Consider the following 13,040-nt stretch of genomic DNA (forward strand, 5'->3'; position numbering starts at 1 on the left):
CCCGATCAGCCTGGAAAACCTCAGCTGGCCTGCGAAAACGCCGCCGCGTCGCCCTCGCACGCGACGCGCACCCGGTCCAGCGGCATCCCCACCGCGTCAGCGATCGCGGCCACGGTGAAGAACGCGGGCGTCGGGATCCGTCCGGTCTCGATCTTGCGCAGGGTTTCGACCGAAATGCCCGCTTCCGCGGCCACGTCGACCATGCTGCGTCCGGCCCGGGCGGCGCGCAGCACCAGGCCGAGCCGCTCGCCGCGGGAGCGTTCTTCGTCGGTGAGGGGCACGCGGACCATGCCGTTCAGTTTAGCCACAGAGTTGTCCACTGCCTGTGGATAACTCTGTGCACAAGCTGCCCAACCCCGTGGACAACCGCCGTCCGGCACAAGCTCTTGGGGCATTCGGGGCGACCCGGTCCCGCCGATAGGGGTAGCGAACGGCTCGAAGGGGCCGCGCGGAAGCGGGTTGTCCCCGAGGTTGTCCACACCCTGGAACGTGTTCGTAGTGCTGATCGAATCGATATCGAACTCGTATGACGGCGGGATGACCGGGGTCTAGGGTCAGGCGGTCGCGTGTCACGTAAGTGTTAGGTGAGGTTCGATGTCCACTGCCAAACCGGGCGGTCGGGTGCGCGGGTTCCAGTTCAGTGCTTGGAACCTGCTGTTGCTGATCCCGTTGCTGATCCTGGTCACGCCGCTGTACAACTTCGACGGGCCGCGGCTGTTCGGCCTTCCGTTCTTCTACTGGTTCCAGCTGGCGTTCGTGGTCCTGGGCGTGCTGTGCACCGGCATCGTCTACCTGGCCACCAAGAACAAGCCGCGGGGCGGCGGCCGGGACGAGCTGAGCGTTGACGACCTGGACGAGGGGGACGCCCGATGAGCAACATCCAGTGGGTCGAACTCATCGTCTTCGCGTTCCTGTTCGTCGTCGTCACCGTGCTCGGCTTCGTCGCCTCGCGGTGGAAGGCCGGCGGCGGCCTCGACCACCTCGACGAATGGGGCCTCGGCGGCCGCAAGTTCGGTTCGTGGATCACCTGGTTTCTGCTGGGCGGCGACCTCTACACCGCGTACACCTTCGTCGCCGTGCCCGCGCTCGTGTTCAGCGCCGGCGCGCTCGGCCTGTACGCGCTGCCTTACACGATCGTCGTCTACCCGATCGTCCTGCTGCCCGCGCTGCGCATGTGGTCGGTCAGCCGTTCGCGCGGCTACGTGACCCCCGCCGACTTCGTCCGCGGCCGCTTCGGTTCGCCGACGCTGGCGCTGCTGGTCGCGATCACCGGCATCGTCGCGACCATGCCGTACATCGCGTTGCAGCTGGTCGGCCTGGAAGCCGTGCTGCGCACGATGGGGATCAACGGTTCCGGCATCGTCGGGCACCTGCCGCTGCTGATCGCGTTCGTGATCCTGGCGCTCTACACGTATCAGTCCGGCCTGCGGGCCCCCGCGCTGATCGCGTTCGTCAAGGACATCCTGATCTACATCGTGATCATCGTGGCGGTCATCTACCTGCCCTCGAAGCTCGGCGGCTGGGACCACATTTTCAACACCGCCAAGGAAACGCTCGCCAAGCCGAATCCGAAGACGGGCAAGCCGTCCGGTTCGATCCTGCTGACCTCGAGCAACCAGTTGCAGTACGCGACGCTGGCGCTGGGTTCGGCACTCGCGCTGTTCCTGTACCCGCACTCGCTCACGAGCGTGCTCGCCTCGCGTGGCCGCAATGTGATCAAGCGGAACATGGTGGCGCTGCCGGCCTACTCGTTCGTGCTGGGCCTGCTCGCGCTGCTCGGCTACGTCGCGATCTCGGCGGGCGTCAAGCCGCTGACGAACGCCGCCACCGGAAAGCCGGACGGCAACACGATCGTCCCGCTGCTGTTCGACTCGCAGTTCGCGAACTGGTTCGCGGGCATCGCCTTCGCCGCGATCGGCATCGGCGCACTGGTCCCCGCCGCGATCATGTCGATCGCCGCGGCGAACCTGTGGACGCGCAACATCTACAAGGAGTACATCCGCAAGGACGCGACGCCGAAGCAGGAGGCGAAGCAGGCCAAACTGGCGTCGCTGGTGGTCAAGCTGGGTGCGGTGCTGGTGATCATCCTGATCGACCCGCAGTTCTCGATCGACCTGCAGCTGATCGGCGGCGTGCTGATCCTGCAGACCCTGCCCGCGGTGGCGATCGCCCTGTACACGCGCTGGTTCCACAAGGCGGGCCTCATCGCCGGCTGGATCGTCGGCATGGGCTGGGGCCTGATCATGCTGTACGGAATCCCCAACCCCACCAACGGAAAACTCCACTTCGGCGGTTCCGCGCTGGCCATGGGCAACCTGTCGATCTTCGGCTGGCACCCGTTCAGCGGCACCGCACTCGCCGTGGTCCAGATCTACCCCGGTTTCGTGGCCCTGATCGCGAACATCGTGGTGGCCGCGGTGGTCTCGGTCATCGCACGGGCCCTGAAGTGGAGCCCGGGCAACGACGAAACCGCGCCCGAGGACTACCACGCCGACGAACACGACAAGGACCTGCGCCCGATCGGCGCGCACTGAGTCCTTTTTAGACAGAGGCCTCCGCGTCGGTTTCCGGCGCGGGGGCCTCTTCTGTTTTGCCGATCATCGCCTTCGCGACGACGTACAGCAAGACCGCGTTGAGCAAATGCCAGAGGAAATGCGTGCCCGCCGGGAAGTCTCCGCAGATCACCCCGTCGACAGTCCGGAAGGACAACGACAACGCGAACACCGCGGCGGCCATGGTGAAGTGCAGCCAGTACGGATCGCGCTTTACCGCCAACGCGATCGCGAACCCGGCGAGCCCCGCGAGTGCGGGCAGATACAGCCCGCCGCCGAGTGCCGCCGACGCACCGGTGACGGCCAGGAACGCCGGTGCCCCCAGCCAGGACCACTTGGCTTTCGCCTGCAGGAACACCCGGGGAAAGGCCGCGGCGTAGAACAAGGTGAAGACCAGGATAGCCGCGGAGTCGGCGACCGCTCCCCACCGCGTGGCGACCAGGTGAAACACGCTGCTGGCAACGAAGATCAACCCGATCAGCGCAGCGAGCACCCGCCCGATGCGCTGCCCGCCGGCCCGCCACCAGACCATCCCGGCGGCCACGAGAAAGGCCAGGTTGGCCAGGTCGTTGAGCGGCTCTCCCCAGAGTCCGGGCGCGGTGCGCTCGCAGTAACCGTCCACGTACGCGGTCCAGTTCACGGGGTAAGCAAACCCCTTCCGGGTGAACGGGGCGCATCCGACCCCCTCCCGTACGCGAACCGCGCGGGTTAGCGTGGGCGGCATGACCAACCCCGTGAGCCGGTTCCCCGTGACGGAACTCGAAGACCTTCCCGACGATCTCCGCGAGCGCATCGGCGCCATCGCGGAGAAATCCGGCTTCACGCCGAACATCTTCCGCGCCCTAGGCCACCGTCCGGCCGAGCTGCGGGCCTTCCTCGACTACCACGACGCGCTCATGGAACGCGAAGGCGGACTCACCAAGGCCGAACGCGAGCTCGTCGTCGTAGCCACCTCCGGCGCGAACCACTGCACCTACTGCATCGTCGCGCACGGAGCCATCCTGCGGATCCGCGCCAAGGACCCCGAACTCTCCGATCAGGTCGCCGCGAATCCGTGGCAGGTCGAACTCGACGAGCGCGGCCGGGCGATCCTCGATCTCGCGCTCGCGTTGTCCCACGAGTCCGCGTTGTTCGGCGAGGGCGACCTGGAGGCGGCCCGCGAGGCGGGGCTGACCGAGGACGAGATCTGGGACGTCGGCGCGATCACCGCGTTGTTCGCGATGTCCAACCGGCTCGCGCATCTGACCGCGCTCAAGCCGAATCCGGAGTTTTACTTGATGGGGCGTCAGAAGCGATAGAACGGGCCCGGCAGGTCGCGGCTCATCTGGAACCTCGTGCGCAGCCAGCCGCGCAGGCGGTGCACCGGTTTCGTCCACACTCGCGGCGCGGGCCCGAAATACCTCGGGTCCGCGTGCGGGGTGAACGCGTCGCCGGTCAGGATGACCGCGTCGTGTCCCAGCGGGCAGTGGCCGGACACCGAGATCACGCCGCGCGTCAGGTTCTCGACCCAGTCGACCTCGTCGACGCCCAGCAGCGTCCGGCGATCGCACACGGCGCAGTACAAGACGAACATCTATAACTCCCGCCGCCAGGTCTCGCCGGTCACCAACGGCCCGAACGCGTCCGTCTCTTCCTCGCCGACAAGTTCGAACCCGGCACTGCGGTAGATCCCGCGCGCGGCGGCGAGCAGCGACAGCGTCCACAGCTCCATCGACCGATACCCCTGCGCGCTGGCGAATTCGACGCATTCCCGCACCAGTCGTTTGCCGACACCGTGTCCGCGCGCGGCCGGTTCCAGCAGGAGCAACCGGAGCTTCGCGGTGCCTTCCTCGTCGCCGGGGGTGCAGAAAATACTGCCGACTCGTTCGCCGTCGAGTTCGGCGATCCAGCCGGCTTGGCGCGGGTCGCCGCGGTGGTCGGCGAAGTCGGCGATCACGCGCGCGACGAGGGCTTCGAAGCGTTCGTCGAGGCCGTACTCCTCGGCGTACAACGCACCGTGCCGGTGCACCACCCAGCCGAGGTCGCCCGGGCGTGGGGCGCGCAGGGAGATCGTCGGTTCCGGCGCCGATTCGCCGACGAGTGCGGTGATGGTCCCCATCGCGCGGAGCAGACGGCGCTGGTCGGCGTCCGCGAACTGGTCGAGAAGGCTGCCGATCTGGCTGGCCGAACGGTGGTCGAGATCGGCGAAAGCGGCGCGGCCCTCCTCGGTGAGCGTGACGAGCTGGCGGCGCGCGTCGTCAGCGCAGCGTTCCCGGGTGACGAGACCGCGGGTTTCCAGCCTGCCGAGCAGCCTGCTCGCGTAGCCGCCGTCGAGGGACAGCCGTTTGCGCAGATCACTGACCTGCAGCCGGTCCTGTTGGGCGAGTTCGAACAGCACCCGCGCTTCGCTCAGCGAGTATTCGGCGTCGGCGGGTCCCTCGTCGAGGACACCGATCACGCCGGTGTAGAGCCGGTTGAATGCGCGAACCGTGGCAACGCGTTCGGTGAGGACGGAATCCGGCATGGGGACCACCTTGACTCGATCGTTGACTGAGTCAAGCATCGCCCCGCCGTCCGCTCGGGGCAAGGGAATTCCCCCGGTGGTGGGCGAGCGTCCGAAATGGTCCAGACATATGGAAACCCCGTGATGCTGCCAGGTCGGGGGTCCGCCAGCATCACGGGGTCGTAGTGGGTATCGACGCGGCTCTCCGCGGCGTTACACCCAGGATTCACTGTGGTCTAGATCACTCACGTGAGTGACCCACCAACAGGTTATCCGTGCAGGTCAGCGCATGAACGGCTGACGCGCCTGGGCGAGGGCGATGAGCTCCTGGCGGACCGTCGAGGTGGCCGCGGTGTCGATCGCCCGGTTCAGCGCCCGGCGAGTGCGAGCCTCGGCGCGACGGGCACGGAGCTTGGCGGCGATGTTGCTCATTGTCTTCTGCATCCCCTTCAGAGGTCTTCGGTGGCTGTGTCTCTAGTATGCACCTTTTTTCACAAGGAAGCCAACGAATCTACGGTGACATGGGGCACTTGCCGAATAATCATCGGCAGTCACCAGGATATCGCCGGACAGATCTCGTGTTGGCGGTCACAAATCGCTAACGCGCTAACTTCTTCTACGGATATCTAGCAAAATCGCTAGAAACAGCTAGGCAGTCGCATAGACCGGTAGCGAAGGGAAGATCTGCTCAGTCGCGGCCGAGCAGGTAGTGCCCGAAGTGCGGCACGGTGAAGGCGATCTGCCCGCGTTCGGCGGAGTAGACCAGGCCTTTCTTCATGAGGCTGTCGCGCGCCGGCGACAGCGACGACGGCTTGCGCCCCAGATAGACGGCCACATCGGCGGTGCCGGCGGCCTCGTCGCGGCCTTGGGTCAGCTCGGCCATCGCGAGCAGGTACTCGCGTTCGGCGGGCGTCGCGCGTTCGTAGCGCGACCCGAAGAACCCGACCGCCAGCTCCGACTCCGCCTCGGGCGCGGCGACCTGCACGTCCTTGACCGTGATCGGGTCGGCGGGCGCGGCGTCCCAGGCGGCCTTGCCGTAGGCCTGGATGAAATACGGATAACCGCCGGACGCGTCGAACAGCGCGTCGAGCGCCTCCGGTTCGATCCCGGCGTCCTCGCGTTCGATCGGAGCCATCACCGCGTAGTCGGCGTCCTCGCGGCTGAGCCGGTCGATGCGCGAGTAACGGAAGAGCCGCTCGGAGTACGACTTCGACGCCGACAGCACCGCGGGCACGTGCGGCAGCCCTGCCCCGACCACGACCAGCGGCGCGCCGGACTGCGACAGCTCATGGCAAGCCGCGCACAGCGCCGAGACGTCGTCCGGCTGCAAGTCCTGAATCTCGTCGATCAGCAGCGCGACGCCGGTGCCGACGTCCGCGGCCAGTTCGGCGACGTCGGTGAACAGCTCGACCAGGTCGATTTCGATGTCGCCGGAGTCCGCCCGGCCCTGCGCGGCGGGCACGTCGATGCCGGGCTGCCAGCGGTCGCGCAGCTTCGCGTCCGGCTTGTTCGCCTTGAGCGCGAACGCCTTCAGCACCCCGAGCACCTCCTCGACCCGGTCCGGCGCGCGATGCCGCACGGCGAGGTCGCGGATCGCCCGGTGCAACGCCGCCGACAAGGGACGCCGCAGTTCCGCGTCCGGCCGCGCTTCGATCTTGCCCGCACCCCACCGGTGCCGGACGGCCATCGACCGCAGCTCCCCCAGCAGCACCGTCTTGCCGACCCCGCGCAGGCCGGTCAGCACGAGACTGCGCTCCGGCCGTCCGCGAGCGACGCGTTCGAGGACGACCTCGAACGCCTTCAGCTCCCTTTCCCGGCCAGCCAGCTCGGGCGGCCGCTGCCCGGCGCCGGGCGCGAAGGGGTTGCGGATGGGGTCCACTCTGTCACCGTATCGAGGTATCTAGCGTGGGCCCGATATTCCGCCATATACAGCTAGTGCGTGTCGCCGAAGGATGGCCGGGTCTGCAGCCCCGTCCATCCTTACCCCCAGCGCCCACTCTGACGGAGCGTTAGTCCGTCAGGTTCCGCTCCGCGTAGATCTTCATCGCGTCGCGGATGTACTCGGCCGTGCCGGGGCCGTGCTTCTCGTCGTACGAGCCGTACCGCGGGTCGTCGACATACATCTGCCCGAGACCGGCGAAGTAGCACTTCGAGATCTCCATCCCGGTAGCCTTCAGCCACTCGTGCAGCCGCGCGGTGACCGCCTGCGTTTCGGCCGAACCGGCGTCGTGACCAGCGTCGCGAGCGGCTCCGAACGCGAAGCCGATGTCGACCTGCTCCTGCTGGTGGGCCTTCTTCTCGGCCTCGGACAGCGACCGCCACCACTGGTCGCCCTTGCGGTAGGCGTCGGCGCCCCAGCGCTGGGTGACCTCTTCCTTGTACTGGGTGTGGTCGAACCCGTCGAACATTTCCTCTGCCATGAGTTGTTCACCTCCCTTCAGTTTCCGGAGCGTGGTCCGCACGGACTCGATCTGCCGCCCGATCCGCTGCCGCTCCTTCTCCAGCAGCGCCAGGTGCGTTTCGAGGGCCGCGGCGCCGTCGCGTTGGCCGTCGAGCACCTCGGCGATCGCGGGCAGACCCAGTCCCAGTTCGCGCAGCAGCAGGATCCGCTGCAACCGGACGAGCGAGTCCTCGTCGTAGTAGCGGTAGCCGTTGCTGCCGATCCGCGTCGGCGGCAGGAGCCCGACGGCGTCGTAATGCCGCAGGGTCCGGCTCGTCGTGCCCGCGGACCGGGCGATGTCCTGGATCGACCATTCCGTCCTGACCACGGCTTCGACGGTAGAGGTTGACGTAGCGGCAAGGTCAAGCACGAAGTCCGCTAGAACTGTCTAGGAGAATCTAGAATAAAAGCAATATTCGCCTAGGTATCGCTAGCTCGGTTCGGCGGGGAGCGTGGCGGGCAATCCCGGTTGTAGGTTCAACTCCAGGGATTCCAGATCAGAGAGGCGAGACCGTGATACTGCGCCGGGTGGCACGTCCACTGCTCGCGTCGATCTTCGTGTTGGGCGGCATCGGTGCCCTGCGTGACACCCAAGGCCACGCGAAGGCGGCCGAACCGTTCCTCACCGAGACCTTCGACAAGGTCGAGGGCCTGGTTCCGGACCAGGTCCCGCGCGATCCCGCCACGCTGGTGCGGATCGACGCGGCGGTCAAGATCGGGGCCGGGCTCGCGCTGGCGAGCGGCAAGGCCCCGCGACTGGCGGCGGTGGCGCTGCTCGGCTCGCTGGTGCCGACGACGCTGGCCGCGCACCGGTTCTGGCAGCTGTCCGATCCGGGCGAGAAGCAGGCCCAGCAGATCCAGTTCTTCAAGAACGCGTCGCTGGCCGGCGGGCTGCTACTGGCCGCGAGCGACACCGCGGGCAAGCCGTCGCTGGGCTGGCGGGCCCGGCGCGCGGCGAAGAAGGCGGGCAAGCGCGCCGACAAGCTGGCCAAGCGCGCGGAGAAGTCGCTTACCGACTGAGTGCGCGAACAAGGCCGCCACCCGGGTTTCCGGGCGGCGGCCTTGTCGGCGTGCTTACTTCTCCAGAATCGCGGTGACGCCCTGGCCGCCCGCCGCGCAAATGGAGATCAGGCCGCGCCCGGAACCCTTCTCGTTCAGCAGTTTCGCGAGCGTCGCGACGATCCGGCCGCCGGTCGCGGCGAACGGGTGCCCGGCCGCGAGCGAGGAGCCGTTCACGTTCAGCTTGGTGCGGTCGATCGAGCCGAGCGGCGCGTCGAGGCCGAGCTTCTCCTTGGCGAACGCCGGGTCCTCCCACGCCTTGAGCGTGGCGAGCACCTGAGACGCGAACGCCTCGTGGATCTCGTAGAAGTCGAAGTCCTGCAACGTCAATCCGGCGCGCTCGAGCATCCGCGGCACCGCGTACGCGGGGGCCATGAGCAGGCCCTCGTCGCCGTGCACGTAGTCGACAGCCGCGGTCTGGCTGAACGTCAGGTACGCCAGCACCGGCAGTTTGTGCGCCTTCGCCCACTGCTCGGTCGCGAGCAGGACGGTCGACGCGCCGTCGGTGAGCGGGGTCGAGTTGCCCGCGGTCATCGTGCCGTCCGGGCCGCCGTAGACCGGCTTGAGCTTGGCGAGCTTTTCGACTGAGGAGTCCGGGCGGAGGTTCTGGTCGCGGGCGAGCTTGAGGTACGGCGTGACCAGGTCGTCGAAGAAGCCGCGGTCGTAGGCGGCGGCGAGGTTGCGGTGGCTGGTCGCGGCCAGTTCGTCCTGCGCCTCGCGGGTGATGTCCCAGACCTGCGCGGTGAGGGCGGCGTGCTCCCCCATCGACAGTCCGGTGCGCGGTTCGGCGTTGCGCGGGATCTCCGGCACGATGTGGCCAGGGCGGATCTTCGCGACCAGCTTGAGCCGGTCGGCGAGCGTCTTCGCCGCGTTGAGCTGCACGAGGATCTGGCGCAGGTTGGCGTTCACCGCCAGCGGGGCGTCACTCGTGGTGTCGACGCCGCCCGCGATCGCCGAATCGATTTCCCCGAGCGCGATCTTGTGGGCGACGTTGATGACTGCCTGCAATCCGGTGCCGCACGCCATCTGGACGTCCGATGCTGCCGTCGCGGGCGAGAGCTTGCTGCCGAGGACGCTTTCGCGGGCGAGGTTGAAGTCCTTGGAGTGCTTGAGCACCGCACCGGCGGCGACCTCGCCGATCACCTCGCCCTGCAGCGAAAACCGGCTGACCAGACCGTCCAGCGCGGCGGTGAACATGTCCTGGTTCGAGGCCCGGGAGTACGGGCCGTTCGACCGTGCGAAGGGGATCCGGTTCCCGCCGACGATCGCGACCTTGCGCACCGCCGGGGTTTTCCTGGTCGCCATGCCGTCCACCTCTCTGGAGTCGTGCCTTTCACACTGTAACCTACTAGCGAGTAGGTTAGACTGCGACGTGACGCAGACTGCACGGGAGGCACGTGATGGCGGACAGGTACCAGCAGTTCACGAAGACCCCGCTGGGGAAGTTCGTGGTGCCGAAGCTCGGCCTGCCCAACCCCGCGACGTTGCGCCGGTACCGTCCCGGCCAACCCGCTCTTGAGGGTCCCGCACTTCTCGGGGCCGCGCCGGGCGGACGGCTGGAGAAGACTGTCCGGGCGCAGCTCACCGAGGCGGGCATCGAGGTGATCAGCGCGCCCGCCGACCGGAACGCGGCGCTGGTGTTCGACGCCACCGGAGTGAAGGACCCGGGCCAGCTGCGTGAGGTCTATCGGTTCTTCCACCCGGTGATCCGGAAGGTCGGTTCATCCGGCCGGGTGGTCGTGCTCGGCACGCCGCCGGAACTGGCCGAGGGCCGCGAGCGGATCGCGCAGCGCGCGCTGGAGGGGTTCGTCCGCTCGGTCGGCAAGGAGCTCAAGCGCGGTGCGACGGCGCAGCTGGTGTACGTCGCCGAAGGGGCGGAGGACGCGGCCGAGTCGACGCTGCGGTTCCTGCTGTCGGCGAAGTCGGCGTTCGTGGACGGCCAGGTCATCCGCGTCGGCACGCACGCCAAGACCGCGCCCACGCCGGAGAACTGGGAAAAGCCGCTGGAAGGCAAGGTCGCGCTGGTGACCGGTGCGTCGCGGGGCATCGGCGAGGCGATCGCCGAAACGCTCGCCCGCGACGGTGCGCACGTGGTCGCGCTGGACATCCCCGCGCAGGGCGGCGATCTGTCCACTGTGGCCAACCGGATCGGCGGTTCGGCGCTGCAGCTGGACATCACCGCCGCGGACGCGCCCGCCAAGCTCGCCGAGTACCTGACTTCGCGCCACGGCGGGGTGGATGTCGTGGTGCACAACGCCGGCATCACCCGCGACAAGACACTCGGCAACATGACCGAGGGCGGCTGGGATTCGGTCATCGCCGTGAACCTCGCCGCGCAGCTCGCGGTGAACGACAAGCTTCTCGGCGACAAGATTTTGCGCGAAAACGGCCGCGTCATCGGGGTTTCCTCGATCGCGGGCATCGCGGGCAACGTCGGCCAGACGAACTACGCGACGTCGAAGGCGGGCGTGATCGGGATGGTGAACGTCGGCGCGCCGCAGCTCGCGGAGTACGGCGGCACGATCAACGCGGTCGCGCCCGGGTTCATCGAGACCAAGATGACGGCCGCGGTACCGCTGTTCATCCGCGAGGCCGGACGGCGGCTGTCGAGCCTCGGCCAGGGCGGGCTGCCGGTGGACGTCGCGGAAACCATTGCCTGGTATGCCAACCCGGCGTCGGCCGCGGTCAACGGGAACCTGGTCCGCGTGTGCGGCCAGGCGCTGCTGGGGGCGTGAGGGATGGCTGTTCGTGAAGTGACGAGCGCGCCCAGCCTGGCGACGCTGTACCCGAAAGCCCTGCTGCGCCGCGGCGGCGGCTCGACCCTGCCCAGTACGGAGTTGGTGCGCCCCGAGGTCGTCGTAGACCCGGCACACGTCGCGGCCTACAACGAAGTCTGCGGATTCCGCTTCTCGGACGAGCTGCCCGCGACGTATCCGCACATGCTGGTCTTCGGACTGCAGATGGCGTTGATGACCGAGCCGGGGTTCCCGTTCCCGCTGCTGGGTTTGGTGCACGTCGAGAACCGGATCACGCAACACCGTCCGTTGCTGCTGGGCGAGACGTTCCGGGTGAGTGTGCGCGCGGAAAACCTGCGCCCGCACGAAAAAGGCAGTCAGTTCGACATGGTGAGCGAGGTCCACGCGGGCGCGGACACCGTGTGGAGCGAGGTGTCGACTTATCTCCGCCGCACCGGCTCGGGCTCGGGTTCGTCGGGTCCGCGCACCCAGCTGACGCCGCCGAAACCGTCCGCGCTGTGGCACGTCCCGGGCGACATCGGCCGCCGCTACGCCGAGGTTTCCGGCGACCGCAACCCGATCCACCTGCACCCGCTGACCGCGCGCCTGTTCGGCTTCCCGAAGGCGATCGCACACGGCATGTGGACGAAGGCGCACGCGCTGGCGTCCTTCGAGGGCAGGCTGCCGGACGCGTACAGCGTCGCGGTGCGGTTCAAGCAGCCGGTGCTGCTGCCTGGCCGCGCGGCGTTCACGACCTGGCAGACGGACGACGGATGGGCCTTCGAGCTGTGGCACGCCCGGAAGCCGAAACCGCATCTGGACGGGGTGATCTCAGCCCTCTGAGGGCTTCTCGTTCTTCCAGCACCACGCCGCGGAGATCTCGAACAACAATCGGCAGCGCACCAGTGTGGTGGAGAACCAGCGGGATGAGCACCGACTGCCGCCGTCTGGGCCGGAGGCCAAGGTGTGCGGCCGGGAAGGTCTTCAGCCGACCCGGTCGCGCGTTGAGCACCAGAACGAGAAGACCGTGAACACCAACGCACAGATCGAGACGGGCAGAGCCGCGCCGCTCACTCTGAGGGCTTCCAGACCTGCCCTTCGACCAGGTCGTTGAACCCGAGCCACACCAGGTTCATCAGCCAGGACGCGAGCACGCCGTCGGAGATCTCCGGGTGGTCCAGTGCCCAGTCGGCCAGCGATTCCGCCGCGCCGACCAGCGCCGCGGCCAAGCCGGGGCCGGAGAACTCCGTCTGCTCGCCGAGGCCCTTGCGGGTGCCCGCGGCCACCACGAGCGCCGCGACCAGTTCGATCGCGCGCGTGCGCATCGCGGTGATCTCCGCCGCGAAGCCGCCGCCGACTGTCAATGCCTGGCGGTGCAGCACTGTCCAGGACTCGCGGTATTCGGCGACGAAGCGGTAGAACGAGCGCAGGCCGTGCCACAGCTGCATGTCCGGCGGCAGATCGGGCTGCACGCCGGCTTGGATGGCTTCGAGCAGGCGGGTCGCCTCGCGCTGGATGCTCTTGCCGAAGAGGTCTTCCTTCGAGCCGAGGTAGGTGTAGATCATCGGTTTGGAGACGCCCGCGACCTCGGAGATCTCGTCCATCGACGCCGAGTGGTAGCCGTGCTGGGAGAACACCTGCACCGCGGCGTCCAGGATCTGGCGTTCACGGACCGCCCTCGGGAGCCGCCTCGCTCGCTCGGGTGGGCGCTGATCTTCGTCGGACACGGTGACTGTTCCCTCCCTCTCGCTGGCACGGACGGTACCCGTCCC

At 68.0% G+C, this 13,040-nt stretch carries 15 protein-coding genes; 6 read left to right on the top strand and 9 right to left on the bottom strand.

What is annotated here, in order from left to right; translation table 11 throughout:
* Positions 1-20 precede the first annotated feature (20 nt).
* A complete protein-coding gene (locus tag FKO37_RS03915) occupies positions 21-290 on the bottom strand; it encodes a helix-turn-helix domain-containing protein (protein WP_037809018.1) in 270 nt (89 codons plus the stop codon).
* A 304-nt stretch (positions 291-594) separates the two neighbouring features.
* Here FKO37_RS03915 and FKO37_RS03920 point away from each other — a divergent pair, with 304 nt between their 5' ends.
* Both FKO37_RS03920 and mctP read left to right on the top strand, forming a co-directional pair.
* Complete coding sequence (locus FKO37_RS03920; RefSeq protein WP_037809017.1) at positions 595-873, top strand: DUF3311 domain-containing protein; 279 nt, start codon at positions 595-597, stop codon at positions 871-873.
* Positions 870-2,534, top strand: a complete 1,665-nt coding sequence (gene mctP / locus FKO37_RS03925) for a monocarboxylate uptake permease MctP (protein WP_037809015.1) — start codon at positions 870-872, stop codon at positions 2,532-2,534. Before FKO37_RS03920 ends, mctP begins: the two co-directional genes overlap by 4 nt.
* A gap of 7 nt (positions 2,535-2,541) precedes the next feature.
* On the opposite strand, the gene FKO37_RS03930 is transcribed toward mctP, so the two are convergent.
* Positions 2,542-3,192, bottom strand: a complete 651-nt coding sequence (locus FKO37_RS03930) for a hypothetical protein (protein WP_037809013.1) — start codon at positions 3,190-3,192, stop codon at positions 2,542-2,544.
* Positions 3,193-3,274: 82 nt separating this feature from the next.
* Between FKO37_RS03930 and FKO37_RS03935 the strand changes: the two genes are divergently transcribed.
* Positions 3,275-3,850: a peroxidase-related enzyme gene (locus FKO37_RS03935; RefSeq protein ID WP_037809430.1), complete on the top strand. Its 576-nt coding sequence runs from the start codon at positions 3,275-3,277 to the stop codon at positions 3,848-3,850.
* Here the strand turns inward: FKO37_RS03935 and FKO37_RS03940 are convergent.
* From FKO37_RS03940 to FKO37_RS03960, 5 genes are all read right to left on the bottom strand, one after another.
* Positions 3,838-4,125 (bottom strand): hypothetical protein, encoded by a 288-nt coding sequence (locus FKO37_RS03940; RefSeq protein WP_037809011.1) that lies wholly within the window; start codon positions 4,123-4,125, stop codon positions 3,838-3,840. The two genes, FKO37_RS03935 and FKO37_RS03940, sit on opposite strands and share 13 nt — an antisense overlap.
* Positions 4,126-5,055: a bifunctional helix-turn-helix transcriptional regulator/GNAT family N-acetyltransferase gene (locus FKO37_RS03945; protein WP_037809429.1), complete on the bottom strand. Its 930-nt coding sequence runs from the start codon at positions 5,053-5,055 to the stop codon at positions 4,126-4,128. It abuts the gene before it with no gap.
* 261 nt (positions 5,056-5,316) lie between these two features.
* Entirely contained in the window at positions 5,317-5,466 is a 150-nt protein-coding gene (locus tag FKO37_RS03950) for a hypothetical protein (protein WP_162836041.1), read from the bottom strand.
* A gap of 256 nt (positions 5,467-5,722) precedes the next feature.
* A complete protein-coding gene (locus tag FKO37_RS03955; RefSeq protein WP_037809009.1) occupies positions 5,723-6,913 on the bottom strand; it encodes an ATP-binding protein in 1,191 nt (396 codons plus the stop codon).
* Between the two features lie 130 nt (positions 6,914-7,043).
* A complete protein-coding gene (locus FKO37_RS03960; RefSeq protein WP_238603747.1) occupies positions 7,044-7,802 on the bottom strand; it encodes a MerR family transcriptional regulator in 759 nt (252 codons plus the stop codon).
* Positions 7,803-7,987: 185 nt separating this feature from the next.
* Between FKO37_RS03960 and FKO37_RS03965 the strand changes: the two genes are divergently transcribed.
* Complete coding sequence (locus FKO37_RS03965; protein ID WP_009085133.1) at positions 7,988-8,494, top strand: DoxX family protein; 507 nt, start codon at positions 7,988-7,990, stop codon at positions 8,492-8,494.
* Between the two features lie 54 nt (positions 8,495-8,548).
* Here the strand turns inward: FKO37_RS03965 and FKO37_RS03970 are convergent, their stop codons facing one another.
* A complete protein-coding gene (locus FKO37_RS03970) occupies positions 8,549-9,838 on the bottom strand; it encodes an acetyl-CoA C-acetyltransferase (RefSeq protein WP_037809004.1) in 1,290 nt (429 codons plus the stop codon).
* 95 nt (positions 9,839-9,933) lie between these two features.
* On the opposite strand from FKO37_RS03970, the gene FKO37_RS03975 reads away from it, so the two are divergent.
* Complete coding sequence (locus tag FKO37_RS03975) at positions 9,934-11,268, top strand: 3-oxoacyl-ACP reductase (protein WP_238603748.1); 1,335 nt, start codon at positions 9,934-9,936, stop codon at positions 11,266-11,268.
* Between the two features lie 3 nt (positions 11,269-11,271).
* Positions 11,272-12,111 (top strand): MaoC/PaaZ C-terminal domain-containing protein, encoded by an 840-nt coding sequence (locus FKO37_RS03980; RefSeq protein WP_238603749.1) that lies wholly within the window; start codon positions 11,272-11,274, stop codon positions 12,109-12,111.
* 227 nt (positions 12,112-12,338) lie between these two features.
* Here the strand turns inward: FKO37_RS03980 and FKO37_RS03985 are convergent, their stop codons facing one another.
* Positions 12,339-12,995 (bottom strand): TetR/AcrR family transcriptional regulator, encoded by a 657-nt coding sequence (locus FKO37_RS03985; RefSeq protein WP_134664251.1) that lies wholly within the window; start codon positions 12,993-12,995, stop codon positions 12,339-12,341.
* Between the last annotated feature and the right edge of the window lie 45 nt (positions 12,996-13,040).

The organism is Amycolatopsis sp. Poz14 (assembly GCF_006704225.1).
Classification (GTDB): Bacteria; Actinomycetota; Actinomycetes; order Mycobacteriales; family Pseudonocardiaceae; genus Amycolatopsis; species Amycolatopsis nivea.